Genomic DNA, 26121 nt, shown 5'->3' with positions numbered 1-26121 from the left:
GAAATGGCGCAAGCTTGATGGCCAGAACCGCCTGCCCGAGATCATCCAGGGGATTGAATTCCGCGATGGCCTCCGCCAACTTCAAACCGCCGCCTGATCAGGCATCACCAACTTTCGCGCATATCTCGGCGGTTGCCGGGTCAATTCTCAGTGGCAATCAACACCAATGGCAGAGGCGTGCTGAACTGCTGGAAGTTCTGACTTTCCTCGGATCGCCGGGTCTGCGTGGGCAGCAGTCCCGCGATCTTTGCCAGCACGGAAATCCGTGCAGCCGGAGATGCGGCTTTACGGAAAAGCGCCTTTCCGTATTTGCGCAGGAAGAGGACGGTAGCGACTTCGCACGCCTCATAGGCCAGCTTCCAGTCCCAGGCACCTGTGGCATCGGACGCGCCGAAGGCCGTTTCCATAGCACGGCGCAACGTGACGGCATCGACGCGCTGACCGCGTTCGAGATGGGGGAGCAAAAGATTGGCCGCAGGCAGGATCGCGGGCGCAACCGCCAGCGGCGTGACCGGATCGGCCACGGGAAACACCATGTTCATGTCGGAAACCTCAGGAGAGCAGAAACGGAAGAGCCCGGACAGCGCGCTCTCTCGACCGCCCGGACTCAACCCCTTCCGGCCCACCTCTCCCTCTCAAACGGCTGCATGAAAAAAGCGCCCCGACCGGATGGCGGGGCGCTTGTCGTCATCAGCCGAAGCGGCGACCGGCTTCGGTGAAAGTGTATTCGTTGGCGGCGATGGTTTCATCGACCGCCTCGTCCGAAGACAGATAGTCATATTCGCGCTCAAGCTGGCGGTAGAGCCAGCGAGCCAGATCGCGCAGCGCCTCGATGATCGTCTCCTCGGCATCGGCGGTCATGTCCTGCCAGGTCGGGCTGTCTCGCTCGACCGAGATCGCCATGCAGTATTCGTGGTAATAATGACCGCGATGGCTGGCATCGGCGCGAAGCTGATAGAAGTTGCGGCGCTGGATCGCCTGAAGGGCATCGGCGATACGATGCAGTTCGGTGTCCTGCGGGGCGTATTCCCGGATCCGGTGCGGCGCATGTTTGCGGTAGGAATACCCGGATTCAAAGCAGGCACCGTCACCTTGCGACCAGAACCCTAGGTGCCAGATGCAGGGTTCCTGCCGGGTGCCGCCGCCCATCAACCGGACGGTGCGGGTCTTGAGGTTCAACCCGAGGATTTCCGCGATGCGCTGGAAATCCTCATAGACGGCATCGTACCAGTCATAGTCGAAGCCGCCCTCACGATACCAGGCACGGGCCTTGTCCTTTGCCGCATCAGACAATTCGTTGAGGCGATAGACGGTAGTTTCGATGACCTCAGGCATAGGGGTCTCTCCCTTCCAGAACCGAGGAAAGCCAGCCATCGGTATAGATCCAGTCCACGGTTTCGCCGGTGGCGAGATCGAGGACATGCGCCCCGCCGCCAAACCCGTCGATGCGCGGTTTCGAGCAGCTGTTTGCGTACTGAAAACCCCATAATCCGCTCAGGCCAAACTCGGCAGCGCAGCGTTTGACGAATTGGACGAGATGCTCGGGATCGCCGGTGATGTCGTCGCGCATCCAGAGCTGTGTGCCACCATGTTCAGGCTGGATGGAGAGCAAGAAGCCATCCGAGGGTGGATCTTCGGCGGCATTGTCATCCGCCAGAGCGTTGTAGAGATCGAGCGCGCGGGCGGCGTTTTCGGGGGTGCCTACGTCGAGGAGGCAGGAAAAATGCGTGTAATAGTCGGCCATGACGGTCTCCGGACATGACATGGCCCGGCGTATGGCCGAGCCGAATGAGATGGAAAGGGTGAAGCTCAGGCGGCCTGCGGCAGGCGGAGCAGATCGGCCGAGGTTTCTCGCCAGAAGGGATCGACCAACCGGGCCTCCAGCGCAGCGGCACGGTAGCGCAGCCGTCTCGCATCACCGGGATCCGAGGCCCTGAAGGCCATACCGCGCAGGCGGCTGGCCTCGGTCACGATCCTGCTTGCCTCGGCATCGGATGCGACTGGCTGTTGCCAGAGGATAATGCCGGCGCGGATTTCACCGACGAGGACCAGGCGCTGATCCCGATCCTGAATGAGCATGATGCGCGGCTGAAAATACGGGAAGCTGTCCGGCCCCGTGCAAATATCACCGCGCGCCACGCGCAAGGCTGCGGCCTGGATGGCCTCTTCCGGTGACGGGCATTCCCCAAGCGGGATCATGCGGTCGAAGCTGTTCGCCGCGTCATTGGCGTCATAGCTGGCGACGCCCAGGCAAGAGATGCGCAGCGGCAGCTTTTGCGCTCGATAAAGCGCGGGCAGAACATCGGCAGCCAGAATCTGACCGATGGAACGGAAGGTTTCGGAACGGGCAAAGGTCATCGGGATCACTCCATGACGGGCGCCGGTGAGCCTCTCTCTCCGTCCCTCAACCCGTCACGGCCGAACGGCCCGCACTCTTCCTCTCTGACCGGGCTTGTTCCCGGTTCCGCTGCCGGCGATGGGGATCATCGCAAGGCTGAAGGCCCGAAGCGCGGGCTGCCGCGCTCGGGCCGTCGGGGATGAGGCGCTTTCGCGCCTTACTCCCACGGGTCCAGCTCCAGCTTCACCATGTCGTCGTCGCCGTCGAACTCGGCGGCGGGGCAAGCGGCGTGGGTGCCGTCTCCGGCCTGGAACACAACGATCGAAACCATCAGCGTGGCGGCGAGGCTGGCGGCGAAGGCGGTGGCATCTGCATAGGACATGGGTTCCGGCTCCTGTCTTTGGAGGCGGGGGACCATCCCCCGCGCGACAGGCGCCCGAAGTGTCTGACCGGATCTGCAATCACCCTCGGGCGTTCGGACTTTTTCCGAATCCCCGAGGGCGGCACGCGCGCGTAAGCCGACCCTTCACGGGTTGATTGTCAAAGAGACGGATCGGACCAAGGTTTGCGAATGGAAGCGGGGGTGGGGCTTTGCATCAGACTGGAGCCGGATGTCCGCAGATGCCCCGCCGCGCCAGCCTTGCCACCATGCTGGCATCAGGATCGTGTTCACTTCAGGCCAGAGATGGCTGCCGCTTGTCCTGATGGGAATGACGGATTGCATGGTGAAGCCGGATTGGACACGTCCGGTGCAGACCTCCCATCCTCACGGCCAGGCACCCTGCGATCGGGTCTTCAGGTCCAAAGCCCATCGGCAATTTCTCGGGCGATCATCGCGCGCGCCTTCATTATCAGATCATCGCCCGAGGTATCGATATGACCGAAGAAACGGGCACGAGCACCATGAGCTGCCCACTCGGCGTAGCGGCAATACTCACGGGCATCGAGCCGGAACACCCGCATGTCTTCGGCCCAGTGAGGCTTTGGCTCCACGACAACAGTGATGCCATCGCAGGTTTCGGTCCACGGTAAGGTTCGATCCGAAGGGGGATGTTCGCGGTCGTCCAGAAAAATCTGATCGATGTCGATACTGATCGGCATGGCGGCTCTCCAAAGAAAAAGCCCGATCACGAGGACCGGGCGAGTTACGGAAACGGAGCGGTTGGAACGAGGCGACCGAAGCCGCCCCGCATGAGTGCTATTCAGCAGCGACCATATGCTGTTCTTCCTCGTCGTCAGCCGGGTCGTCCTCGCCATCGCCGGAAAGGAAATCGGGCAGATCGTCGGCTTCCGCCGCAGCGCCCGATGCCGGATCGACTTCGATACCATCGTCCACCATGCGCAGCGGCTCAGGCAACCAACCGGAATCGGCAAGCAGGCGTTCGGCCTCCTTGGCCATGTCGCCCTTCTTGAGATGTCCGATCAGATCGGCGGCCCGGTCGCCGGCCCCTTCGCGCACGGCTTCAAGGATACGCGGCTTGGTCACGCGGCCGAGATAGTTGCCAACAGTCGGTCGCCAACCCACGGCCACCATGTCGAGGCCGGTCGAACGGGCGAGCCGGTCAGCCTGTGACAGGCGGATGTCCAGCCCGTGCTGGCTGACGCCCGCGCCGCTGTAAGGGTTGGGCTTTTCATAGAGCGCGTTGACACCGAAGCTGACGCAATGGGCGAGCAGATCCATGCGCGAACCATCGTCCAGATCGGTCAGCCAATCCCAGAGTGCGGCATCATCTGCCGGGATATGATCGCCCCAGCGTTCGTGCCGGTCCTGGATCGCCTTGGCCGAAGCGCTGTCGCGCAGATCATCGGCCTGCGCGGGCAGATGCACCTCGCGGACCTGTGCTTCGAGGCAACCGCGGCTGGAATGCGGCATGAAGCAATCCATGACCAGCCTGTGCAGCAGTGCCGTCATAGCGACATGCGGGCTTACTGCCACCGCATCCCGCAGCGCCAGCGTCCGATGCGCGGTCAGCTCGCTGACCAGGCGATCGGGCAGCGGCTTGATGGTGTCGGCCTCGTCTTCCTCCTCAATTTCGACCGCCTGGCCGCCCAACGTGATAACTGCACCCATGCGGCTTACCTCCGGTTCTGCCCGCTGGATCACCTCGCCGGTTTCCGGGTCAACGATTTCAGCTTCCGGTTCCGCAGGCGTTTCATCCTCGGCGCGAACATAGCCGCGCTCGATCAGCAATGCGCCATCGGCGTCGATGCTGATGAAGACACCCGCCATGCAGATCTGGTCCGGCTCGAAGGTCATCGGACGGCGCTCGAAGGTTTCCAGCGCCTGCTCGATCTCACCGAGGCGGGCGTCGATCTCGTCCGGCAGTTCGTCGGCCTCGCCATATTCCGCTTCAAGCCGCTCATATTCGTCGCGCAATGCCTCGCGGGTGGCGCGTTCCTCTTCGCTCAGATCGACCGTGGTGCCGACAATCTGGCGAAGGCCATGATCGTGACCATAGGGAAAGGTGATGGCGACCTCTATCCATTTCCAGCCCTCCGCGGCGATGGCTTCGGCCTCGGCCTTCAGTTTTTCGCCCACCAGCCGGTCGAGCAGCACCGGATCTTGCAGCCAGCCACCATCGTCCTGCTGGAAAAGATCACGCAGGACGCAACCGCCAGCCTCTTCATAGGCGGCAATACCGACAAACACTGCCCGCTTGTCGGCGGCGCGGACCGTGGTTTCGGTCAGCAGGCGGCGGATGTGGTAGGGTTCTTTCTGCCAGCCATCCTTGATCCCTTCCCAGACATGCTCCTGCCGGGGGTGGTCAGAACTGACGCTGAAAGCCATGAGCTGCTCCAGCGTCATGCCGTCCTCGGCATAGACGTCGAGCAAGGTCGGGGAGACGGAAACCAGACGCAGGCGCTGCTTCACCACCTTGGCGTCCACGAAGAAGGCAGCAGCGATCGCTTCCTCGGTCATGCCCTTGTCGCGCATGGCCTGGAAGGCGCGGAACTGGTCGAGCGGATGCAGCGGTGCGCGCTCGATATTCTCGGCGAGCGAAACCTCGTCGATCAGCACGTCGGCGCTGGCCTCCGACACCACGCACGGAACCGGCGCGACCTTGGCGAGGCGCTTCTGCTTGACCAGCAGTTCGAGCGCGCGGAAACGGCGGCCGCCGGCAGGCACCTCGAACATGCCGGTTTCCTTGCCCTCGGCATCCACCACCGGGCGGACATGCAGGGACTGGATCAGGCCGCGACGGGCGATGGACTCGGCCAGTTCCTCAACCGAGATCCCGGCCTTGACGCGCCGGACGTTGAACTGGCTGAGGACCAGCTTGTTGAAAGGAATGTCGCGCGAGGACGACAGGGTGATCTTCTGAACGGCAGTGGCCATGTCAGTGACTCCATGACGGACGCCGGTGAGCCTCTCTCTCCGGCTATCAGCCCGTCACGGAGCGAAGCGCCGCCCTCTTCCTCTGAAGAGAGCGACGCCAGCCGCAGAACCTGAAACCCGGAAATCAGGCACTCCGGTTTTCTGTATCGGCGGATGTACGGGAAAAGCTCGCGCCGACGCGGTAGAGCAGGCGCTCGGCGGCGCGGATGCTGCCGGTCTCACGGGCGGCCTCGGCCCAGACCGAGATCGGGAAATCTCCGGTGAACAGCAGATCGTGCTCGATGCCCATGCCGAAGGGCAGCCGGACTGACTGCATCTCGCCAAGGCTCCACGAACCCAGTTCGGGATGGCCGAGATCCGCCAGGCCGAACATGATGTCGTCATCCTCATCCAGTTCGGTAGCGAGCCAGACGCCTTCACCGATGGGATTGAAGAACTTTACGACCGGGATGTTATCCTGATCGCGCTGGCGACCATTCGCCAGCAGGCGGTCTCGCTGTGCGCCGGTCAGGAGGATCATGCCGCAGCCCTCCGGTCGGTTTCGCTCGCATCCGGCTCCCCGGTGTCCTCGGCAGGCAGATGCGACAGCAGCCAGTCTGCCGCCTTGCTGGCCTGCGAGGCCGCGCGGACAATGGCGCGGGAATCCTCGCGCATGACCTCCAGCCACGACCCGATGTAGTCGGCATGGCGCACGGTCGGCACGATCCCGAGCGCGGCGCAGCTGAAAGCTGCAGCCTGCTCGGCAATCATTTCCTCGAAGGCGTATTTCTTCGAGCCGAACGAGCCGGTCAGATCGCGGTTGAGGCGGCTGTGATGGCCGCTGGCGTGACCCAACTCGTGCAGGGCCGTCCGGTGCCAGTTGATAGGCTCGAAATAGGCTTGCGGAGGCGGCACCTGCACATAGTCGAGCGGCGGCATATAGAAGGCGCGATCGCCGCCAATGCGGAAGTCGATGCCGGTGGCATGGATCAGCGCCTCGACCCGAGGTTCGATCAGGCCCGGCGGCGGTGGCGGCGCGACTGCCGTGATGTCATCGGGCAGGCCATCGCATTGTGCGGCATTGAAGACCGTGAACCGCTTCAGGAACGGTATGGCATGCGCATCCTCACCCGTCTCGCGGGCACGGCGTTTCTCGTCCTCGGGGGTGAAACGGTCGGCATAGACAACGGTGGTGCCACGTTCGCCCTTCCTGACATTTCCGCCAAGCGAAAGCGCCTGGCGGAAAGTCAGCCACGCCTGGCCGGGGAAACCATGCTGGATGACAGCGCCCCAGAGGATGAGAATATTGATGCCTGAATAGGACCGGCCGGTTGAAGCATTTCTCGGCAGGCCCAGCGGGGCGGTATTGGGCGACGCGCCCCAGGGCTGGACCCAGGGGAGCCGGCCTTGCTCCAGCTCAGCGATGATCTTGTTGGTGATGTCATCATAAAGGTTGCTGCGCGCGCCACCGTCAGCGGGGCTGTGAGCGTGTCTGGCCATCGGTGTAATCTCCGCGACGGGCGCCGGAAGCCTCTCTTCCAGCCCTCAACCCGTCACGGAAAACCCGTCCGCACTCTCACTCTGAAGGGGGCGTTGCGGGGTCTCCCCGCAGAAGGGGTAGGCAGAGACCAAGGCTCGGCCGCAGGGGAAGGCTTTCCCCATATCTGGCCTCTGTACGAGCGCGGAGCCCTCACAAAGGCGGACTATGGCTGACGTCTTCCTCCAGCTTTCAATCGAAGATCACACGAGGCGTTGGAGTCGTCGCTGACCGTTCGGGTCGCCCTACCCATATTCTCGAAATGGTGGCGACCCTTTGCGCCGCTTGGGAATCATCTGGCGACCACGCCCCATCTGTTAGGGACAATGCGAAAGCTTGCCGTGAGGAAAAGCGGCGGTCCAGCAAGATCCACCGGTGGCTACTGGCCTGGCTTACAGAGGCGTGCAGCCCATAATCGCGAACACGATGGCTGCCGAGACGCTCGCTTGAGATCAAGGCAGAACAGAATCAGGTCCAAGATATTGTTATAGAAAGATAAATGAGCATCCATGCTTACGTGGATTTGCCGCGTAAGCAACATCTCTCAAAAAGAGGGAATTGATAATGTTTTGATTTTTATGGGAAAAATGGCGCACCCGAGAGGATTCGAACCTCTGGCCTCCGCCTTCGGAGGGCGGCGCTCTATCCAGCTGAGCTACGGGTGCATACCGTTCGCGAGGTGCTTACGTCATGCTTACGCGAGTTTTTTGGCTTCTTGAAGAGCAAACCCGATATTCGCTCAAGCCATTGTTAAATCAGTACCTTTTCCAAACGCCTTCAGCCTTCACCGGACTTGACTACCGCCTTCGGAGGGCGGCGCTCTATCCAGCTGAGCTACGGGTGCATACCGTTCGCGAGGTGCTTACGCCATGCTTACGCGAGTTTTTCGTCGACAGGAAGAGCGAACCCGACATTCGCTCAAGCCATTGTTTAGTCACTTCTTTCTTCCAACACCAGCAGCCATCACCAGACTTGACATCCGCCTTCGGAGGGCGACACTCTATCCAGCTGAGCTACGGGTGCCCGACGCCTCCATAGCCGGGCCGGAGGGCTGACGCAATGGGTAAGTCAGTCCCGCGGGACGACCGAAAAGCCCGCCATCTTCGCATATCCACCGACCAGTGCCTCGCGGTCGGCATAGGACAGGATCGCGTCGATATCCTCGAAACCCGCCGGCGCCAACTTCTCGACCGCGTCGATCACGCCTTCCGGGCCGCCCTTGCGGTTCTGATGGACCACCTCGGCGGTCTTCGGGCGCCGCTCGGCCTCATAGGCCCAGAGGCCGGCCCGGGGATGGGGCTGCAGCCGCAGCGCATCGGCGAGGCAGCGGGCGTCCAGCACCGCCTGGCTGGCCCCGTTCGAGCCGACCGGATACATCGGATGCGCCGCGTCGCCGAGCAGCGTCACCCGCCCGAATGTCCAGCGCGGCAGCGGATCGCGATCGGCCATCGGGTATTCGAAGATCTCGGGCGTCGCGCGGACCAGGGCGTCGATGTCATAGCCGGGCAGGCTGAACCGCCGGGCATGGGGCAGAACCGTCGCCAGCGCCACCTTGCGCGACCAGTTGTCGGGCGGCGGCGGGCTGACGGCCGGATCCCTGGTGCGCACGTTCACCACCCAGTTCACCAGCTGCCGGCCATCGGCTTCGGGCGGGGCGATGGGATACAGCACCAGCTTGGCCCCGAAACCGCCGCCGATCGCCATCACCGTGCCATCGCGCCAGGGCGGGGCCAGGGCGGCGCCGCGCCACATCGAGACGCCGTTCCAGGACGGGGCGCCTTCATCCGGGTAGAAGTGCCGCCGCCCGGCCGAATGGATGCCGTCGGCGCAGATCAGCACGTCGCCGCGGGCGACATCGGCGGCGCCGCCCTCGGCCGCATCGACGAATTGCGCGGTGACCCCGCCCTCGTCCTGCACGAAACCGGCGAGGCGGCGGCCGCAGCGCACCGCATCCGGCCCCATCCGGGCGATCACCGCATCATGCAGAACCTTCTGCAACCGGCCGCGATGGATCGAGAACTGCGGCACGTCATGGCCGGCCAGCAGGCCGCGCGGCTCGTTCCAGACCTCCTGCCCCCGGCGGGTGTAGTAGTAGAGATGCGAGGTGCGCACCGCCACCCGGTCCAGCGCGTCGAGAAGGCCCAGACGGTCCAGTTCGGCAATGGCATGGGGCAGGATGTTGATGCCGACGCCGATCTCGCGGACCTCGCGGGCGGCCTCCCAGATCCGGCAGGGGATGCCGCGGGCGTGCAGCATCAGCGCCGTGGTCAGCCCGCCGATCCCCGCCCCTGCAATCAGGACCCGCATCACCCGTCCTCCGTGCCGCTATCCTCGGGCGGGGGCAGGAAATCGACCTCATGGGCGGCCGAGACAGCGACCACCTCGGCCGGGTTCGGGCTGGGGCCGAGGTTGTGCAGCGCCCAGAACAGGTCATAAAGCCGGCGCGCGGGCGACACCCAGAACAGGCATTTCACATCCGCGTCGGTCTTGTTGAAGATGCCGTGCGGAATGCCCATCGGCAGCCGCACCAGATCGCCCGGCACGGCCCGCCGCTCGGCCCCGTCCAGCAGGAAATCGAAGCAACCATCGAGGATATAGAGGAATTCATCCTGTGTCGGATGAATATGGGGCGGCACGAAGGTGCCCTTCGGAAAGGTCGCATGCCACGAGAAGGATTGTTCGGAAAGCTGTTTCGGAACATAGATTTGCCCGAGGATGTTCCAGCTTATTCCGTCCATCCCCTCGATGGCGCGGGTAATCCCGGCGGTCATGGTCATGTCGAATCCTCCCAGTTCAGACATGCAGGAAACGTTCCTTGATTTCGGGTGTGCTGCGCAATGCGGCATTATCGCCCGACCAGACGACGCGCCCCTTCTCGATCACCACGTGGCGATCGGCAAAGCGGGTCAGCGCATCCACGTTCTTGTCGATGATCAGAATCGATTCGCCCTCGGATTTCAACCGGGTCAGGCAGGCCCAGATCTCGTCGCGGATCAGCGGCGCCAGCCCCTCGGTCGCCTCGTCCAGCACCATCAGCCGCGGATTGGTCATCAGCGCGCGCCCGATGGCCAGCATCTGCTGCTCGCCGCCCGACAACTGGTTGCCGCGATGGCCCATGCGCTCGGCCAGGCGGGGGAACAGGGCCAGAACCTTGTCGAGAACCCAGTGGCCGGGCCGGGCCATGGCGATCAGGTTCTCGCGCACGTCCAGCGTCGGAAATACCTGCCGGCCCTCGGGCACCAGCCCCAGACCGGCGCGGGCGATGCGATGCGGCGCGGCGTTGGTCATGTCCTGCCCGCCGATCTCGACCCGGCCGGCGCGGGCCGGCAGCAGCCCGAAGACGGTGCTGATCGTCGTCGTCTTGCCCATGCCGTTGCGCCCCAGCAGGGTCACGACCTCGCCCTCGCCGACCTCGAAGCCGATGTCGTGCAGAACCTGGCTTTCGCCGTAAGCCGCCTGCAGCCCCTCGACCCGCAGCATCAGCCGCCCTCCCCGGCTTCTTCGCCCAGATAGGCGGCGCGCACCGCGGGATCGCCCCGGATCTCGTCCGGGGTGCCGGTGGCGATGATGCGGCCATAGACCAGCACGCTGATCCGGTCGGCCAGCGCAAAGACCGCATCCATGTCATGTTCGATCAGCACCTGCGTCACATCGCCCTTGAGGCTGCGCATGACCTCGACCAGCCGGTCGGCCTCCTGCCCGCTGGTCCCGGCCAGAGGCTCGTCCAGCAACAGCAGGCGCGGCCGGGTGGCCAGCGCGATGGCCAGTTCCAGTTGCCGTTTCTCGCCATGCGACAGGCTGCCGGCGCGGAAGAAGGCGCGGTCGGCGATGCCGACACGGTTCAGCGCCTCAAGCGCCGCCTCGTTCAGCGCGTGTTCCTGCGCGACCGGCGTGAAGAAGCGAAAGCTGGAACCCCGGCGCGCCTGCACCGCCACCGCCACGTTGTCCAGCGCCGTGAACCCCGGCAGGATCGAGGTGATCTGAAAGCTGCGCGACATGCCCGCGCGCACCCGGCGGTGCATCGGCAGGCCGGTCATCTCGGTCCCGTCGAAGCGGACCGAGCCGCCATCCGACCCCGCCTGCCCCGACAGTTGCGCGATCAGCGTCGATTTGCCGGCGCCGTTCGGCCCGATGATGGCGTGGAGTTCGCCGGCTTCGACCGACAGGTTCAGATCGTCGGTGACCTTCAGCGCGCCATAGGATTTGCGCAGCCCCCTGACCTCCAGCAGGCTCATGACCGCCTCCGGAAGAACCCGGCCAGACCGTCGCGGGAATAGAGCACCACGAGGATCAGGACGGTTCCGAACAGGATCGGCCAGTGATCGGTCAGGACCGCCAGCCATTCCTCAAGCAGCAGGGCGATGGTGGCCCCGGCGACAGCACCCAGCAGGTTGCCGACGCCGCCGAAGACCACCATCACCACCAGTTCGCCCGAGCGGTGCCAGTTCATGAAGGCGGGCGAGACATAGCTGGCCTGATTGGCCAGCATCACCCCTGCCACCGCCGCCATGCAGCCCGAAATGACATAGGCGGTCAGTTGATAGCGAAAGGGCGAAAAGCCGATGGCCCGCATCCTGACCGGGTTCTCGCGCGCGCCGGTCAGCACCCGGCCAAAGCGCGACCGGGTGATGGCGACGGCCAGCAGGTACAGGCCCAGAAGCAGCACGAGCGCCGTGTAATAAAGCGCCGTGTCATCCTCCAGCAGCGGCCGGCCGAACAGGGTCGAACGCGCCCGCAGCGTCACCCCGTCATCGCCGCCATAGGCCGACAGCGAGACGAAGAAGAAATAGGCCATCTGCGCGAAGGCCAGCGTGATCATGATGAAATAGATGCCGCGCGTGCGCAGCGAGATCGCCCCGGTGACCAGCGCAAAGACCGCAGCGCCAAGGATCGCGGCCAGCAGGTGCAGGCCCAGGTCGGTGACGCCCGCGCGGTTCAGGATCGCCACCGCATAGGCGCCGATGCCCAGATAGGCGGCATGGCCAAAGCTGACCAGCCCGCCATAGCCAAGGATCAGATCCAGCGCCAGGGCGGCGATGGCATAGGCCAGGATGCGGGTGGCGACGACGATCAGATAGCTGTCCTCAAGCGCGCCGGCGATCAGGGGCAGGGCCGCGAAGGCGGCAAACAGGATCGTGGCCGCCCAGGCCCGGGTCGGGATCAGCCTCATGTCCGGGCCCCGAACAGGCCGGCGGGCCGCAGCGCAAGGATCACCGCCATCAGGATATAGACCAGCATCGGCGCAAGCACCCTGCCCGCCTGCCCGGCCGCCGCCGGTTCAAGGAAGGCGCGCAGCACGATCGGCCCGAAGCTGCGCCCCAGCGTATCCACCAGCCCGACCAGCAGCGCGCCCGCGAAGGCCCCCTTCACCGAGCCGATGCCGCCGATCACGATGACCACGAAGGCCAGGATCAGCACGCTTTCGCCCATGCCCGGATCGACGGTCAGGATCGGCGCGACCATCGCGCCGGCAAAGCCCGCCAGCATGGCGCCGAAGGCGAAGATCAGGGTGAACAGCCGCTTGATGTCGACCCCGAGCGCCGCGACCATCGCCCGGTTGGTCGCCCCGGCCCGCAGCCGCATGCCGATCCGCGTGCGGGTGATGACCAGCCACAGCCCCAATGCGGTCAGCAGCCCGACCCCGATCACCACCAGCCGGAACACCGGATAGCGCAGCGGCGCGATCAGCGGGATCGAGCCCGACAGCGCCTCGGGCATCGGCACCGACAGCGGCGCGGCGCCCCAGATGATCTCGACCGCCTCGGTGATGATCATGACCAGGCCGAAGGTCGCCAGCACCTGATCCAGATGCGGCCGGTCATACAGCTTGCGGAACACCAGCAGTTCCAGCGCCAGACCGAACAGCAGCGTGGCCGGCAGTACCAGCAGCAGGCCCAGCCCGTAACTGCCGGTCATCTGCGTGAAGCTGACCACCAGATAGGCGCCGACCATGTAGATGACGCCATGGGCGAGGTTCACGAAATCCATGATCCCGAAGACCAGCGTCAGGCCGGCGGCGATCAGGAACAGCAGGATGCCGAACTGCACCCCGTTCAGAAGCTGAAGCAGAAACAGGCTGGTCATGCGCGCGTCCCGATGCAGAGGGGGCGTGTCACGCCCCCCTGCCGGTTCAGTTCATCTGGCAGTCGCCGACATAGTTGTCCTGATAGTCGTCGAAGATCTTCTTGACGACCGAGGTGGCGTAATTGCCGTCCTCGCGCTTGACCACCTCGGTCAGGTAGAAGTCCTGGATCGGATAGTGGTTCGGTCCAAAGCTGAAATCGCCGCGGACCGAGGTGAAGGGCGCCGTCTCCAGCGCCGCGATCAGCGCCTCCTTGTCGGCCACGCCGCCGGCCGCGCGGATGGCGCCGTCGATCAGATGCGCGGCGTCATAGGCCTGCATCGCATAGGTCGCCGGCACCTTGCCGTATTTCGCCTCATAGGCCGCGACGAAGGCCTTGTTCTCGGGCGTGTCCATGTCGGGCGCCCAGTTCGAGCCGCCAAAGAAGCCAAGCGCCGCATCCTGCTGGGCGGGCAGGGTCGATTCGTCCACCGTGAAGGCCGACAGGAACGGGATCGTCTCCAGCCCGGCCTGCCGGTATTGCTTGACCAGGTTCACGCCCATGCCGCCGGGCATGAAGGCGAACACCGCGTCGGGCTGCATGGCCGCGATCTGCGCCAGTTCCGCCTGATAGTCCAGCTGGCCCAGCTGGGTGAAGATCTCGCCCGCGACGCCGCCGGTATAGCTGTGCTTGAAGCCCGCGAGGCTGTCCTTGCCGGCCTGATAGTTCGGCGCCAGCAGGAAGACGTTGTCATAGCCCTGTTCCTGCGCATAGGCGCCCATCACCTCGTGCATCTGGTCGTTCTGATAGGAGGTGACGAAGAAGTTCCGGTTGCACTCGGCGCCGGCATAGTTCGAGGTGCCGGCATTGGGGCTGATCAGGATCGCGCCGGCATCGGTCACGGGTTTCTGGATCGCGCCGAGGATGTTCGAGAAGATCGGCCCGACCACGATATCGACACCGTCGCGCTCGACCAGTTCGCGGGCCTTGTTGGCGGCGATATCGGGCTTCTGCTCGTCATCGACCACGATGATCTCGGTCGCCAGACCGCCCAGATCACCGATCTCCTCGGCCGCCAGCAGGAAGCCGTCGCGCCCCATCTCGCCCAGAACGGCGGCGGGGCCGGACAGGGTGAAGACCAGCCCGATCTTCAGCGTCTCGCCTTCCTGCGCGGCCGCCGGGCCGGCAAGGCATGTGGTCGCGGCCAGCAAGGCCAGAAGCGTCCTCGAATGGGTCATGTTTACCTTCCTGTTGCCATGGGCCGCGTTAGCCGCCGCCCGTTTGTGCCTTCCCCCTACAACGACCAATGGCGATGGGTGAGTCAAGAAGATATTTCAGGCTTAAAATAGAAGCGCCGAAGCCACGCACCATCAGGGCGTGGCCTCAATGCGGCAATCCTGCAAGGGAAAAGGCGGTCAGAACCCGAACGAGAAGTTGCGGGTGATGCCCAGCCGGATGACCGACTGGTTCCGATCCTGGACGATCGGCGAATCCGCGGCATCGCCGATCAGGCGGCCATATTCGACCTCGCCGGTCAGCGCGGTCTTCTCGCCCAGGGCATAGCGCGCGGTGACCCTGGCCGCGGCCATGGTGAAGCCGCCGCCCGGCTCATAGACCGGGTTGCCGCTGGACAGGGACTGGCTGCCGGAGACACCGAAATAAGTCTCGACGAATTCGGAATCGCCATAGGTCGTCTCGAGCGTGGACCACAGGGTCAGCCGGTCGTTGATCTCGCTGCGATAGCGGACCCCGACCTCGCCGGTGATCCCGTGATGGCCGCCAAAGCCCTGCAGCGTGCGGACATAGGCGTTCACCGGGCCGTAGCCATAGCTGACCTGGGCGCCGAACTCGTAGGCCGCGCTGATGTCACCCATGCCGCGCAGCGCCTCGTCATCGCTTTCCTTGCGCTCGCCGGCATAGCCGAAGCTCGGAAGGATCGTGAAGCCGTCCAGATCCCCCTTGCCCGGCGCGCCAAAGCTGGCATTGCGCAGGACGATCCAGGGGCTGAACTCATTGTCCTGGGCGCCGGGATAGATGGCGCCGTAAGACGCGCCAAGCCCGATATCCGCCGACAGCGTGCCCCAGCGGTCACCGAATTTCAGATCCTGCGCATCCGCCGCCGTCGCCAGCGAGGCACACAGAACAGCAAGCACCAGAGCTTTTTTCATCGGTTACTCCCGGAAGGGCGCGGAACAATCGAGGGTCGTCTAGGTGCGAATCGGGGCGGCACGCAATGCCGTCACGGGGATTTTACACCATCGACGGGCAGGCGGCACATTTCGGCAACAATCCTACGCCTTTTCGGCCAGTTCCAGATTTTCCAGCGCATTCATCCAGATACTTTCCGCCCGCGCCATCGCCTCGACCGCCTCGGCATGCTTGCGGCCCCATTTCTCGGCCTCGGCGGGGTTCTGATAGATATCGGGATCGGCCAGCTTCAGATCAAGCTTTTCCAGCATCTCGGTCAGTTTCTCGACCCGATCCTCGGCCTTGCGCACCTCGGATCGCAGCGCCTGCAACTCATCGCGGGGCGGCCGTTTCGGCGCCGGCCTCAGTTGCGGCGCGGATTTCGGCTTCGCCGCCTCGTCGCCGGCCAGCAGGAAACGGCGGTAATCGTCCAGATCGCCCTCATAGGCCGTCACCGCGCCGTCATTGACCAGCCACAGCCGGTCGGCGACCAGCCCCAGAAGATGCATGTCATGGCTGACCAGCACCACCGCGCCGGTATAGTCGTTCAGCGCCTCGGACAGGGCCTCGCGGCTTTCGATGTCCAGATGGTTCGTGGGCTCGTCCAGCACCAGCAGATGCGGCGCGTCGATGGTGGCGACCAGCAGCGACAGCCGCGCCTTCTGACCACCCGAAAGCTGACCCACCCTGGTTTCAGCCTGCGCCTCCATCAGCCCGAACCCGGCCAGCCGGGCGCGCAGTTTCGCCGGCGCCTCGTCCGGGCGCAGCCGGCGGACATGGTCCAGCGGGGTCTCGGCCAGTGACAGTTCGTCCACCTGATGCTGGGCGAAATAGCCGACCCGCAGCCTGCCCGACCGGGTCAGCCGGCCCGCCATCGTGCCAAGCCGCTCGGCCAGAAGTTTCGACAGCGTCGATTTCCCCTGCCCGTTCCGGCCCAGCAGCGCGATCCGGTCGTCCTGATCGATGCGCAGGTTCAGCCGGTGCAAGACCGCCCGGTCGCCATAGCCGACCGCCACCGCCTCCATCGCCACGATCGGCGGCGACAGTTCCTCGGGCTGCGGGAATCCGAAGCGATGGAACTTTGCCTGTTCGGGGGCGGTGATCGGCTCCATCTTCGCCAGCATCTTGATGCGCGACTGGGCCTGCCGGGCCTTGGTCGCCTTGGCGCGGAACCGGTCGACGAAGCTTTGCAGATGTTCGCGCCGGGCCTGCTGCTTCTTGGCCTCGGCCGTCTGCAGGGCGCGGCGTTCGGCCCGCAGACGCGCGAAACCGTCGTAACCGCCGGTGTAAAGCGTCAGCCGCCGGTCCTCGAGATCCAGGATATGGCCCACGGCGCGGTTCAGAAGATCGCGGTCATGGCTGATGATGATGACCGTATAGGGATAGCGGGCCAGATAGGTTTCCAGCCACAGCGCGCCTTCGAGATCCAGATAGTTCGTCGGCTCGTCCAGCAGCAGCAGGTCGGGCTGCGCGAACAGCACGCCGGCCAGCGCCACCCGCATCCGCCAGCCGCCCGAGAAATCGGCGGTCGGCCGGGCCTGATCGGCGGTCGAGAAGCCCAGCCCGTCAAGGATCGAGGCGGCCCGCGCCTCGGCCGACCAGGCGTCGATATCGGCCAGCCGGGTCTGGATCTCGGCAATACGATGCGGATCGGTGGCGGTCTGGCTCTCGGCCAGCAGCGCCGCACGCTCGCGATCCTCGGCCAGCACCGTCTCCAGGACCGAACGCCCGGTCCCCGGCGCCTCCTGCGCGACACCACCGATCCGGGCGCGCGAGGGCAGCGAGATGGCGCCACCATCCAGCGACAGTTCCCCACGGATCAGCCGGAACAGCGTCGTCTTGCCGGCGCCGTTGGGGCCGACAAGGCCGACCTTGTGGCCCTCGGGGATGGTGGCCGAGGCGTGCTCGAACAGCGGCCGGCCCTGAATCGAGAATGATATGTCGTCGATGCGCAGCATGGGCGCGGCATGGCGCAAAGCCCGGGATTGGTCAATGGGCCATGCCGCGCGGCGATCATGGCACCGGGCGGCCTGCCCGGCGCCATGATCCTGCCCCGGTCACTTCAGGGTGATGCGGCCGTCAAGGGCGGGGGCATAGGTGGCGCCCTGCGCGGCCAGGTAATCGGCCAGCACCTCGGCCAGATCGGGGCCGAAATCATAGGCATTGACCGCATTGCTGGCGAAGATCGCATAGCCGTCGCCGCCGCTGCGCATGTAGTTGTTCGAGACCACGCCATAGGTCGCCGCCGGATCCAGCGGTGCCCAGTCCTCGCCTGCGCCGACCATCACGTCGCTGACCCGGCTGCCCGGCTCGTTCGCGGCGGTGATGGTGTATTTCAGCCCGGCCACCTGCGCGAACCGGCCCGCGCCCTCCTCGATCTGGCTGGCACCGTTCTCCAGGGCGGCCAGCACGTCGGCGCCGCTCAGCTGGAAGGTCGCCAGGGTGTTCTGGAAGGGCAGCACCGTATAGACCTCGCCCATGGTCACCGGCCCGGCATCAATCGAGGCGCGCAGCCCGCCGCCATTGGCAATCGCGATGCTGATGCCCTGATCCTTCACCCGGTCCAGCATCGCCTCGGCCACCAGATTGCCCATCTCGCATTCCCGCGCCCGGCAGTTCACCCGGTCGCCGTCGATCGGGGCGGCGGTCTCGGCCACGACCTTTTCACGCAGCTCGTCGATGGGCGCGGCCAGGTCCCTGATCCGCGCCAGCGTGGCCTCATCGGGCACCACCGAGGCATCCATCAGGATCGGCTCGCCCTCGGCCGCAATCAGGGTGCCGGCATCGTCGAAGGTCAGCTTCAGATGGCCCAGATATTTCGAATAGGCATAGGCCTGAACCACCGGCACCTCGACGCCATCGGCGCCCGCCACCATGGTCGGATAGGGGCCTTCGGCATTCTCCATATTGCCCAGCGGGCTGTGCGAATGGCCGCCGACCACGGCATCCAGTCCCGGGATCGCCGCCGCCAGTTCCTGATCGCGCCGATAACCCTCATGGGTCAGCGCGATGATCTTGGTCACGCCCTGATCGGTCAGTTCCTGCACATCGGCCTTGATGCTTTCGATATCGTCCATGAAGATCACTTCGTCGCCGGGCGAAGCGATCTCGGGCGTGTCCAGCGTGGTACCGCCGATAATGCCGATCTTGTCGCCGCCGATCTCGATGATGGTATTGCCGGTCAGCTTGCCCTTCAGCGAGGCGTCCTGCGAGGCGTCGATATTGGCCGAGATCACCGGAAACTCGACCGCTTCCATGAAGGCGGCCAGCGTCTCGGGGCCGTCGTCGAATTCGTGGTTACCCACCGCCATGGCATCATAGCCGAGCGAGTTCATCATCTCGGCCGCGACCTTGCCCTTGTAGGTGGTATAGAACAGGCTGCCCTGGAACTGGTCGCCCGCATCCAGCAGGATCACCGGCTCGCCCGCGGCCTCGAACTGCTTGCGCAATTCGGCGATCTTGGTGACGAACCGGGCCGAGCCGCCCAGACACTCGCCCGCCGCCTCGGTCTCGGCGTCGCAGGTGCTGTCGAACTTGTTGATCGATTCGATGCGGCTGTGAAAATCGTTCGTGTGCAGGACATGCAGCACGGTTTCGGACTGGGCCGCGCCGGCAAAAAGCGCGGCGGCCGAAACGGCGGTCAAGAAGCGGAGAGTCATCCGTGGTTCCTTTCTACCCCACTGTCATTCAGCCGCCAGCTTGGCGCAGTCCCGGTTGCCGGTCAAACATCCTGTGGACCCGGCCTTGACCACCGGCCACCAGAGGCGGCAAATGCGACCATGCTGATCTACAAGATTTTTCGCGCGGAAGAATGGGCGGCACTGCAGGCCGCCGGCCAGACCGACGGGGCGCCGGTCGATGTCGCCGACGGCTTCGTCCATTTCTCGACCGCCCTGCAACTGCCCGAAACCCTGGCCCGGCATTTCGCGGGCGAGGACAGCTTGACGCTTCTGGCCTGCGATGCCGGGGCCATGGGCCACGCTTTGCGGTGGGAGCCTTCGCGCGGGGGCGACCTCTTTCCGCATCTCTATCGCCCGCTGCGGATCGCCGATATCCGCTGGACGCGACCGATTGACCTCGGCCCGGACGGCCACAGGACGGGACCCCTGGAATGAGCATGGTGGAAAAACTGGGGCTGGCGGCGCTGCACCGGCTGGATCCCGAACACGCGCATGACCTGTCGATCAGGGCGCTGGCCTCGGGTCTCGTGCCGCTGCCCGGCGGGCCGGCCACATCGGACCGGCTGCGGTTGCGGCTGGCCGGGCTGGACCTGCCGAACCCGGTCGGGCTGGCCGCCGGATACGACAAGAACGCGCGCGCCGTGGCGCAGCTGATGCGGGCCGGCTTCGGCTTCATCGAGCTTGGCGCCGCAACCCCGCGCCCGCAGCCCGGAAACCCCAAGCCGCGACTGTTCCGGCTCAGCGGAGAACGGGCGATCATCAACCGCTTCGGCTTCAACAACGAGGGGGTCGAGGTGATCGCGCCACGTCTGGCGGCGCGACCGGCCGGGATCCCGGTGGGGCTGAATATCGGCGCGAACAAGGACAGCGCCGACCGCGCGGCGGATTTCGCCCAAGTGGTGCGGGTCGCGGGCGCGGCGGCCGATTTCCTGACCGTCAACGTCTCGTCCCCCAATACCGAACGGCTGCGCGATCTTCAGGGGGCCGCGGCACTGGCCGCGCTGCTGGGCGGCGTGATGGCGGCGCGCGACGCACTGCCCGTGCGACCGCCGGTCTTCCTCAAGATCGCCCCGGATCTGGATGAGGCCGGACTGGCCGATATCGCGGCGGTGGCCCGCGAGGCGCGGGTCGATGCGATCATCGCCACCAACACCACCCTGTCGCGCGACGGGCTGCATGACCCGCAGAAATCCGAAACCGGCGGGCTGTCGGGCGCCCCGCTTTTCGCGCGGGCGACCGGCGTTCTGGCGCGGCTTCACCGGCAGACGAAGGGAGAGATCCCGCTGATCGGCGTCGGCGGCATCGGCTCGGCCCAGCAGGCATGGGACAAGCTGCGCGCCGGGGCCTCGGCGATCCAGATCTATTCGGCACTGATCTATCAGGGCTTCTCGCTTGCCACGCGCATCACCGAGGAACTGGACGCCCGGCTCGAACGCGACAGGCTGACGCTGCCCGAACTTACGGGCAGCGGCGTCGCGGACTGGCTCTAGAAATACTCGTCGATCCCCAGCAACTGGTTCATGCTGTGCGAGGGTTCTGGACAGCCCGCATCCCCGATCACGCGCGCCGGAACGCCCGCCACGGTCTTGCAGGCGGGCACCTCCTGCAGGACCACCGACCCCGCCGCGATACGCGAGTGATGGCCGATCCGGATATTGCCCAGCACCTTCGCCCCGGCCCCGATCATGACGCCGTCGCCGATCTTCGGATGCCGGTCGCCATCCTCCTTGCCGGTGCCGCCAAGGGTCACCGAATGCAGCATCGACACATCGTTGCCGACCGCCGCCGTCTCGCCGATGACGATGGAATGGGCGTGGTCGATCATCACCCCGTTGCCGATCGTCGCGGCCGGGTGGATATCGACCCCAAAGCATTCCGAGCAGCGCATCTGCACGAAATAGGCCATGTCACGGCGGCCCTGCTGCCACAGCCAGTGCCCCATGCGATAGGCCTGCAACGCCTGAAAGCCCTTGAAGAACAGGATCGGCTGGATCAGCCGATGCGTCGCCGGGTCGCGGTCATAGACGGCCAGCAGATCGGCCCGCGCCGCGTCCCCCAGTGCCGGCGTCGTCGCATAGGCCTGATCCGCGATCTCGCGCAGGATCTGCTCGCTCATCTCGCCCGAGGCCAGCTTCAGCGAGAACCGGTAGGCCAGCGCCGCCTCGAGGCTGTGGTGATGCAGCAGGCCCGCATGGATCAGCGCGCCCAGCAGGGGTTCGTCCTGCACGGCCGCACTTGCTTCGTCGCGGACCTGAGCCCAGACCGCATCCCGGTCCAGATCCAATAGCTTCTTGCCGCTCTGTTGCATGTTCATCGGAACCATCCGCTATTTCAGGGTTCCAGTCTTAGCTCAGAACGGCGTGGGACGAAAGGCGCGGATGGCGCCCGGTCGTCTCATCCGGGCAGGCGCAGGCTCCACCAATGGACCGCAAGGCTGACCTTGCCGCCGGTGAATTCCCCGCCTTCTGCGGTCATCTGCAGCGTCTCGGACTGGTAATAGGTCATCGGCGTGCCCAGAATGCCGCGCGACCATGAATTCTTGCCCTTGCCCAGCCCCTGGCCAAAGCGATTCGCGGCCCCCTCCGTGCCCAGCCGCCAGCCGGTCAACGAGCCCGTCAGCGCCTCGGTGACCCGCGCGACAGCGCCAAGGACCATGACACCCGCCGGAATGGCGATGCCGGTGTCAAAGCTTGCGCCCGCACCGACCGTCACCTCGCCCTCGGCAAACCCGGCCATCATCGCAGACCCCATCGCGCCCAGCGACAGCGCACCCGCAACCCAGCCCGACCCGTCATGGACAGCACCGACGCCCTGATCGGCGATGAAGGCGCGCATCCCGGCGCCAGGTGGCAGAAACACCCAGCCGCCGTTCGCGCCGATGGCGATCCTCCCGCCCTGTCCCGACCAGTCGCCCGCCGCGGTCCCCGGCACGCCCCAGCACTGCCCGTCGATCACGGCATCGGGCGGCTGGGCGGTGGTCACGCTCTGCAGCACCAGGTTCACCAGCCCGTCGAGACGCATCAGCGCCTCGTTGACCGTGACATGTTTCTGCGCCTGTGCGGGCTGCAGCAGGGGCATGGCCAGACGCATGGTCTCATGGCTCGGCATTGAAGATCCTCCTGACAAAGGGGCCGGGTCCGAACTGGTCCGACATCTGGGCGACGGCGACGCTGAAGGCACCGCCCGCCGACAGGCTCTGCCACAGATCGGCAGGCACCGTGTATTCGGGCTGGCTCAGCTGCACTTCGTGCACCTGCGTCCCGCCCTGGGTGATCCGCAAAAGATAGATTTCGCGGGTCTCGCCCAAGGGCACCTCCAGCCCCTCCCAGCCGTCGCCATCGCTTCGCGTGCGCCGGATCCAGCCGAGGTTGCGGCCATCGGCGCGCAGGTGACAGGGCGCATAGGGGCGCAGCCCGATCCCCCGCGCCCCGGTCACCCGCGCGCGATAGCTGGAATCATCGGGTGCCCGCAGCGCCGGGCCGATCCGCCAGAAGCGTTCCTGCCCGCGTGCGCCGGGCGGCAGCTTGACCTGCCGTGGCGCCCCGTTCAGCAAGACCACCATGCTGCCCGCCGGCCAAAGATCGGGCATGATCGCATCGCTGCCGGCCTGCCCGCGCAGCCGCTGGCTGACCTCCCACAGGCCGCCGCCAACCGGTTCGGCCCGGCCGAACTGCATGATCTCCCACATCTCGGGCGAGCCGTCGCCGATGGCCAGCGCATTCGCCCCGGCCAGCAGTGCCCGCTCTGTCACCGAGCGCAGGGCATTCGTCTTCACCCGGATGCGCAGCGGCGCACCGCGATCGATCACGCCGGGGCGGGCGCGATGCAGCACGCTCTCGGTCCGGCCGATCACCGCCCCCTGATCCAGCAGCAGGTTCAACTCATACCCGCCTTCCTCCTCGACCGAGGCATAGGCCGCGACCGTTCCCGGCCACGGCTTCGCCGCCACCGCCAGATAGGGCGCATGCGGCACCTCGTCGCCGCGCAGCAGCGGCAGGTCCAGAAACACCGGCAGGACCGGCATCGGCGGGGCATAGCGCCGGATCGCCGTCTCGTCCTCGGTCGCCACCGCCGGAACATAGACGCCCGGATCGACCCGGACGGCATCGACGGTGATCGCGCCCGCGCGCTCGACCCGATCGATGCGCCAGCGGCGCGGCTCGACCCCGTGCTGCGCGATCCGCACCACATCACCCGGCCCCAGATGCGCCCGCGAGGGCGGCAACGCGAACCGCGCCGTGTCGCGCGACAGCACCGCCTCGGACAGCCAGCGTTCGGCAATCGCGCGCCCCTCGGCGCGGGTCGCGACCATCGGAAACTCGCTGTCGCTGACCGTTTCCAGATCGGCGTCGGGCAGGCTGGTCTCGGCCGTCGCCACCGCATAATCGGCACCCGCCTCGACATGGCTCAGCCGCAGGCGTCCGGCCAATCCGGGCTCGGCCGAACGGACGGTTTCCAGCCCCGCCAGATCCTCGGTCACGGCCAGATCGTCAGGCCCGATCGCAACCGTCGCCAGACCATCGCGCATGCGAAAGCACAGCCGACCCTCGCGTTCCACCGCATCAAAGCCATGGGCCAGCATCAGCGGTTGCAGCGCCGCCCGGCCGCTTTCACCCCCGGTCAGGCTATAGCCGCGCACGACCCCGGACAGCGCGCTGGCGTCATATGAGGCGATGCCGGCCATGCGACAGATATCGCCGACCACCGCCGGCAGCGTCACCGCCCCGGCCCGGCCGTTCAGCCAGTGCCCGCGCTCCCATGCCGGCCCGTCCGACCACAGATCCGGCCGGCCGGGAAAGGCCGGATAGGGCCGCGCGTCCCAGCACCAGACATGGGCGCGGTCCAGATCGACCATCCGTCCGCCATCCTCCATGGCAGGGTTGTTTTCCGGCTTCGACCAATGGGCGGTCACCGCGCGCAGATAGGCCGCCTGAATCGCGTCATCGCGTCGCCCGTTCGAGTAATGCGGCAGCATGCTTTCCGAACTATGGGCATCGAGGAACTTGTTCGGCTGGTTCGTCGCCTTGTCCAGCGCCGCACAGCCGTATTCGGTGAACCAGACCGGCTTTGATCCGGGCACCCAGCCCGTCGCCTCGGGCGACCGCAGGCCCCCCGGTCGGTCGTAATGCAGGTTCTGCCACCAGCTGGTGATGTCCTTGAAGCGCCAGACCCAGGCCTCGTCATAGCGTCCATCGGTAATCGGCGAACGCCTCTGCGCGTCGCGGTCGGCCTGGCTGGCATAGTACCAGTCGTAACCCTCGCCCCCGCAGACATTCGCCTGCAGATAGTCCGGGTTGTCGATCCGACCCCAATGCGCGTCCAGATGGTCCTCGCCCTCGCGCCAGTCGGACAGCGGCATGTAATTGTCGATGCCGATGAAATCGATATTGTCATCCGCCCACAGCGGATCGAGATGAAAGAACAATTCGCCATTGCCGGGATGGTGGCCGAAATATTCCGACCAGTCGGCGGCATAGCCGATCTTCACATCCGGCCCCAGAACGGCGCGCACATCCGCAGCCAGTTGCCTCAACTGCGCCACCGCCGGATAGCCGTTCTGCGGCCCCCGGATCCGGGTCATGCCCACCATCTCCGAGCCGATCAGGAAGGCATCGATCCCGCCCGCCGCCGCGCAGAGATGGGCGTAATGCAGGATGAAGCGGCGATAGGACCATTCGGCAGGCCCGTGATAGCCGACCCCGTCGCCCGTGCGGCTGAAATCCCCCGCCTGCGCGGTTCCGAAAAACGCCGCAACCTCGTCCGCCGCCGCCTGCGTCCCGTCGGGTGAACCCTCTTGCCCGGCGGCAACCGAGGTGGTGATCCTTCCCCGCCACGGCATGACGGGCTGTTCGCCGACGCCATGGGGATCGGGCAGGCCATTGCCAGCCAGTTGCTCCATCAGGATGAAGGGATAGAACACCGCCCGGCGCCCCGAGCCGGCAATCGCGCGCAGCGCCTCGATCACCGACCGGTCCGCAGGCGTGCCGCCATAGACCGGCCGCCCGTCGATCTGGGCAACAGACTGCGCCCCGCCCCGCGTCACGCCCGCCACGCGCCAGGGCATCTCGCTGCCGTCGCTCTCGCCCTGCTCGACCTTGGGGCGCAGGCTGCAATGCCCGATCCGCAGATCGTCGCCGAACCACGACACCACCAGCGAGACCGAGCCGACATTGGGCAATTCGCGCCCCATGACATCAAGTGAGGCGCTGAAATCCGTCCCGCCCATCGGCGTGTTGACATTGACCGAGCGATGCTCGCCCAATCCCAGGTCCTGTGTCACCGGCGTTGTCGCCAGCGCATATTCGCCGGTGCCGGGGATCAGCGCCACCGCCCGCACGTCGCGGCACAGGCCGCTGCCATCCTGCGCCGGACAGGTCACCTCGAAGCTCAGCTGCGGCATCCGGTTGCCCCAGCGTTCGAGGCTCAGATCCTCCAGCACGACATAGGCGACACCGCGATAGGCCGGCGCGTCCTCGCCCTCATGCGCGGCGATGACCGGATCGGGCATCTGCTCTCCGTCTCCGGCATAGACCCGCATGTTCAGGTCGGCCGCCGCGACCTCCTCGCCATCCGCCCAGACCCGGCCGACGCCGAGGATCTGCCCCTCGCACAGCGCCAGCGCCACCGACAGGCGATAGCTGATCTGCGTCACCGTCGTCTTCGGCGCACCCTTGCCGCCGCCGCTGCTGTCGGTTCGGCGGATCTCGTCCAGCGGCGAGGCCCAGACGACATGCCCGGGCAGCCGCATCTGGCCCCAAAGCCGCGGGATCGGCGCCCCCTCGCCCGCCGTCTGCAGGCGCAGCCGGTCGATCCGCCCGGTCTCGACCACCTTCGAGCCGCCGCCCAGCAGCCGTTGGTCGATCATCCGCCCCACCGTCGCACCAACCGCGCGGCCGATGACAGCACCCGACAGGCCCAGAAAGGCACCGCCAAGCCCGCCGCCGATGGACGCACCCACGGCGGACAACAGGATCGTGGCCATCGCGGCCTCCTTGCTTCAG

General features: G+C 65.9%; 23 protein-coding genes, 1 tRNA gene and 1 pseudogene. 2 read left to right on the top strand and 23 right to left on the bottom strand.

From position 1 onward, the window contains the following. Positions 1-152 precede the first annotated feature (152 nt). The 20 genes and pseudogenes from KNW02_RS14475 to KNW02_RS14380 form a co-directional block, all read right to left on the bottom strand. A pseudogene (locus KNW02_RS14475) lies at positions 153-542 on the bottom strand (hypothetical protein); the annotation flags it as partial. Positions 543-690: 148 nt separating this feature from the next. Continuing rightward, positions 691-1335 carry a DUF8835 domain-containing pootine gene (locus KNW02_RS14470; protein ID WP_216033993.1) on the bottom strand — a complete coding sequence of 215 codons (645 nt, stop codon included), beginning with the start codon at positions 1333-1335 and terminating at the stop codon, positions 691-693. Continuing rightward, positions 1328-1744, bottom strand: coding sequence for a hypothetical protein (locus KNW02_RS14465; protein ID WP_216033992.1), 417 nt, complete (start codon positions 1742-1744; stop codon positions 1328-1330). Before KNW02_RS14465 ends, KNW02_RS14470 begins: the two co-directional genes overlap by 8 nt. A gap of 65 nt (positions 1745-1809) precedes the next feature. Next, positions 1810-2358: a hypothetical protein gene (locus tag KNW02_RS14460; RefSeq protein ID WP_216033991.1), complete on the bottom strand. Its 549-nt coding sequence runs from the start codon at positions 2356-2358 to the stop codon at positions 1810-1812. A gap of 197 nt (positions 2359-2555) precedes the next feature. Further along, complete coding sequence (locus KNW02_RS14455; protein ID WP_009450567.1) at positions 2556-2720, bottom strand: hypothetical protein; 165 nt, start codon at positions 2718-2720, stop codon at positions 2556-2558. 413 nt (positions 2721-3133) lie between these two features. Beyond that, a complete protein-coding gene (locus KNW02_RS14450; RefSeq protein WP_216033990.1) occupies positions 3134-3439 on the bottom strand; it encodes a hypothetical protein in 306 nt (101 codons plus the stop codon). A gap of 97 nt (positions 3440-3536) precedes the next feature. Beyond that, on the bottom strand, positions 3537-5675 hold the full coding sequence (locus KNW02_RS14445; protein ID WP_216033989.1) for a Spo0J and enkurin domain-containing protein: 2139 nt from the start codon (positions 5673-5675) through the stop codon (positions 3537-3539). Positions 5676-5799: 124 nt separating this feature from the next. Beyond that, positions 5800-6195 (bottom strand): DUF2958 domain-containing protein, encoded by a 396-nt coding sequence (locus tag KNW02_RS14440; RefSeq protein WP_216033988.1) that lies wholly within the window; start codon positions 6193-6195, stop codon positions 5800-5802. Continuing rightward, the gene (locus KNW02_RS14435; RefSeq protein WP_216033987.1) at positions 6192-7154 is read right to left on the bottom strand and encodes an ArdC family protein; all 963 of its coding nucleotides are present in this window, start codon (positions 7152-7154) and stop codon (positions 6192-6194) included. Before KNW02_RS14435 ends, KNW02_RS14440 begins: the two co-directional genes overlap by 4 nt. 625 nt (positions 7155-7779) lie before the next feature. Then, positions 7780-7856, bottom strand: a tRNA-Arg gene (locus tag KNW02_RS14430). Between the two features lie 403 nt (positions 7857-8259). After that, positions 8260-9498 carry a flavin-dependent oxidoreductase gene (locus KNW02_RS14425; protein ID WP_216033986.1) on the bottom strand — a complete coding sequence of 413 codons (1239 nt, stop codon included), beginning with the start codon at positions 9496-9498 and terminating at the stop codon, positions 8260-8262. After that, the gene (locus KNW02_RS14420; protein ID WP_431356760.1) at positions 9498-9968 is read right to left on the bottom strand and encodes a cupin domain-containing protein; all 471 of its coding nucleotides are present in this window, start codon (positions 9966-9968) and stop codon (positions 9498-9500) included. The genes KNW02_RS14425 and KNW02_RS14420 overlap by 1 nt, the downstream gene beginning before the upstream one ends. A 16-nt stretch (positions 9969-9984) precedes the next feature. Further along, positions 9985-10671, bottom strand: a complete 687-nt coding sequence (locus KNW02_RS14415; RefSeq protein ID WP_216033985.1) for an ABC transporter ATP-binding protein — start codon at positions 10669-10671, stop codon at positions 9985-9987. Beyond that, positions 10671-11426 carry an ABC transporter ATP-binding protein gene (locus tag KNW02_RS14410; protein WP_216033984.1) on the bottom strand — a complete coding sequence of 252 codons (756 nt, stop codon included), beginning with the start codon at positions 11424-11426 and terminating at the stop codon, positions 10671-10673. The genes KNW02_RS14415 and KNW02_RS14410 overlap by 1 nt, the downstream gene beginning before the upstream one ends. Beyond that, the gene (locus tag KNW02_RS14405) at positions 11423-12361 is read right to left on the bottom strand and encodes a branched-chain amino acid ABC transporter permease (protein WP_216033983.1); all 939 of its coding nucleotides are present in this window, start codon (positions 12359-12361) and stop codon (positions 11423-11425) included. Before KNW02_RS14405 ends, KNW02_RS14410 begins: the two co-directional genes overlap by 4 nt. Next, positions 12358-13275 (bottom strand): branched-chain amino acid ABC transporter permease, encoded by a 918-nt coding sequence (locus tag KNW02_RS14400; protein WP_216033982.1) that lies wholly within the window; start codon positions 13273-13275, stop codon positions 12358-12360. Before KNW02_RS14400 ends, KNW02_RS14405 begins: the two co-directional genes overlap by 4 nt. A gap of 46 nt (positions 13276-13321) precedes the next feature. Continuing rightward, entirely contained in the window at positions 13322-14491 is a 1170-nt protein-coding gene (locus KNW02_RS14395) for an ABC transporter substrate-binding protein (protein ID WP_216033981.1), read from the bottom strand. Positions 14492-14668: 177 nt separating this feature from the next. Then, complete coding sequence (locus KNW02_RS14390; RefSeq protein ID WP_216033980.1) at positions 14669-15421, bottom strand: MipA/OmpV family protein; 753 nt, start codon at positions 15419-15421, stop codon at positions 14669-14671. 123 nt (positions 15422-15544) lie between these two features. Then, the gene (locus KNW02_RS14385; RefSeq protein WP_216033979.1) at positions 15545-17398 is read right to left on the bottom strand and encodes an ABC-F family ATP-binding cassette domain-containing protein; all 1854 of its coding nucleotides are present in this window, start codon (positions 17396-17398) and stop codon (positions 15545-15547) included. Positions 17399-17497: 99 nt separating this feature from the next. Continuing rightward, positions 17498-19099: a bifunctional metallophosphatase/5'-nucleotidase gene (locus KNW02_RS14380; protein ID WP_216033978.1), complete on the bottom strand. Its 1602-nt coding sequence runs from the start codon at positions 19097-19099 to the stop codon at positions 17498-17500. A gap of 120 nt (positions 19100-19219) precedes the next feature. Here KNW02_RS14380 and KNW02_RS14375 point away from each other — a divergent pair, with 120 nt between their 5' ends. Further along, entirely contained in the window at positions 19220-19555 is a 336-nt protein-coding gene (locus KNW02_RS14375; RefSeq protein ID WP_216033977.1) for a DUF952 domain-containing protein, read from the top strand. Then, positions 19552-20610 carry a quinone-dependent dihydroorotate dehydrogenase gene (locus KNW02_RS14370; protein ID WP_216033976.1) on the top strand — a complete coding sequence of 353 codons (1059 nt, stop codon included), beginning with the start codon at positions 19552-19554 and terminating at the stop codon, positions 20608-20610. The genes KNW02_RS14375 and KNW02_RS14370 overlap by 4 nt, the downstream gene beginning before the upstream one ends. On the opposite strand, the gene cysE is transcribed toward KNW02_RS14370, so the two are convergent. The 3 genes from cysE to KNW02_RS14355 form a co-directional block, all read right to left on the bottom strand. Next, a complete protein-coding gene (cysE, locus tag KNW02_RS14365) occupies positions 20607-21434 on the bottom strand; it encodes a serine O-acetyltransferase (RefSeq protein ID WP_252733897.1) in 828 nt (275 codons plus the stop codon). The two genes, KNW02_RS14370 and cysE, sit on opposite strands and share 4 nt — an antisense overlap. Before the next feature lie 80 nt (positions 21435-21514). Further along, positions 21515-22228 carry a DUF2793 domain-containing protein gene (locus tag KNW02_RS14360; RefSeq protein WP_216033975.1) on the bottom strand — a complete coding sequence of 238 codons (714 nt, stop codon included), beginning with the start codon at positions 22226-22228 and terminating at the stop codon, positions 21515-21517. Next, complete coding sequence (locus tag KNW02_RS14355; RefSeq protein ID WP_216033974.1) at positions 22215-26102, bottom strand: baseplate multidomain protein megatron; 3888 nt, start codon at positions 26100-26102, stop codon at positions 22215-22217. Before KNW02_RS14355 ends, KNW02_RS14360 begins: the two co-directional genes overlap by 14 nt. Between the last annotated feature and the right edge of the window lie 19 nt (positions 26103-26121).

It is taken from the genome of Paracoccus marinaquae (assembly GCF_018860165.1).
Classification (GTDB): domain Bacteria; phylum Pseudomonadota; class Alphaproteobacteria; order Rhodobacterales; family Rhodobacteraceae; genus Paracoccus; species Paracoccus marinaquae.
Note: the sequence above shows the minus strand (reverse complement) of the source record. Positions and strands in the feature narration are given on the sequence as shown.

Excerpts from the sequence above, each read along its gene's own strand:
- KNW02_RS14470 (WP_216033993.1), bottom strand. The coding sequence starts at position 1,335 with ATGCCTGAGGTCATCGAAACTACCGTCTATCGCCTCAACGAATTGTCT.
- KNW02_RS14465 (WP_216033992.1), bottom strand. The coding sequence starts at position 1,744 with ATGGCCGACTATTACACGCATTTTTCCTGCCTCCTCGACGTAGGCACC.
- KNW02_RS14460 (WP_216033991.1), bottom strand. The coding sequence starts at position 2,358 with ATGACCTTTGCCCGTTCCGAAACCTTCCGTTCCATCGGTCAGATTCTG.
- KNW02_RS14455 (WP_009450567.1), bottom strand. The coding sequence starts at position 2,720 with ATGTCCTATGCAGATGCCACCGCCTTCGCCGCCAGCCTCGCCGCCACG.
- KNW02_RS14450 (WP_216033990.1), bottom strand. The coding sequence starts at position 3,439 with ATGCCGATCAGTATCGACATCGATCAGATTTTTCTGGACGACCGCGAA.
- KNW02_RS14445 (WP_216033989.1), bottom strand. The coding sequence starts at position 5,675 with ATGGCCACTGCCGTTCAGAAGATCACCCTGTCGTCCTCGCGCGACATT.
- KNW02_RS14440 (WP_216033988.1), bottom strand. The coding sequence starts at position 6,195 with ATGATCCTCCTGACCGGCGCACAGCGAGACCGCCTGCTGGCGAATGGT.
- KNW02_RS14435 (WP_216033987.1), bottom strand. The coding sequence starts at position 7,154 with ATGGCCAGACACGCTCACAGCCCCGCTGACGGTGGCGCGCGCAGCAAC.
- KNW02_RS14425 (WP_216033986.1), bottom strand. The coding sequence starts at position 9,498 with ATGCGGGTCCTGATTGCAGGGGCGGGGATCGGCGGGCTGACCACGGCG.
- KNW02_RS14420 (WP_431356760.1), bottom strand. The coding sequence starts at position 9,968 with ATGACCATGACCGCCGGGATTACCCGCGCCATCGAGGGGATGGACGGA.
- KNW02_RS14415 (WP_216033985.1), bottom strand. The coding sequence starts at position 10,671 with ATGCTGCGGGTCGAGGGGCTGCAGGCGGCTTACGGCGAAAGCCAGGTT.
- KNW02_RS14410 (WP_216033984.1), bottom strand. The coding sequence starts at position 11,426 with ATGAGCCTGCTGGAGGTCAGGGGGCTGCGCAAATCCTATGGCGCGCTG.
- KNW02_RS14405 (WP_216033983.1), bottom strand. The coding sequence starts at position 12,361 with ATGAGGCTGATCCCGACCCGGGCCTGGGCGGCCACGATCCTGTTTGCC.
- KNW02_RS14400 (WP_216033982.1), bottom strand. The coding sequence starts at position 13,275 with ATGACCAGCCTGTTTCTGCTTCAGCTTCTGAACGGGGTGCAGTTCGGC.
- KNW02_RS14395 (WP_216033981.1), bottom strand. The coding sequence starts at position 14,491 with ATGACCCATTCGAGGACGCTTCTGGCCTTGCTGGCCGCGACCACATGC.
- KNW02_RS14390 (WP_216033980.1), bottom strand. The coding sequence starts at position 15,421 with ATGAAAAAAGCTCTGGTGCTTGCTGTTCTGTGTGCCTCGCTGGCGACG.
- KNW02_RS14385 (WP_216033979.1), bottom strand. The coding sequence starts at position 17,398 with ATGCTGCGCATCGACGACATATCATTCTCGATTCAGGGCCGGCCGCTG.
- KNW02_RS14380 (WP_216033978.1), bottom strand. The coding sequence starts at position 19,099 with ATGACTCTCCGCTTCTTGACCGCCGTTTCGGCCGCCGCGCTTTTTGCC.
- KNW02_RS14375 (WP_216033977.1), top strand. The coding sequence starts at position 19,220 with ATGCTGATCTACAAGATTTTTCGCGCGGAAGAATGGGCGGCACTGCAG.
- KNW02_RS14370 (WP_216033976.1), top strand. The coding sequence starts at position 19,552 with ATGAGCATGGTGGAAAAACTGGGGCTGGCGGCGCTGCACCGGCTGGAT.
- cysE (WP_252733897.1), bottom strand. The coding sequence starts at position 21,434 with ATGAACATGCAACAGAGCGGCAAGAAGCTATTGGATCTGGACCGGGAT.
- KNW02_RS14360 (WP_216033975.1), bottom strand. The coding sequence starts at position 22,228 with ATGCCGAGCCATGAGACCATGCGTCTGGCCATGCCCCTGCTGCAGCCC.
- KNW02_RS14355 (WP_216033974.1), bottom strand. The coding sequence starts at position 26,102 with ATGGCCACGATCCTGTTGTCCGCCGTGGGTGCGTCCATCGGCGGCGGG.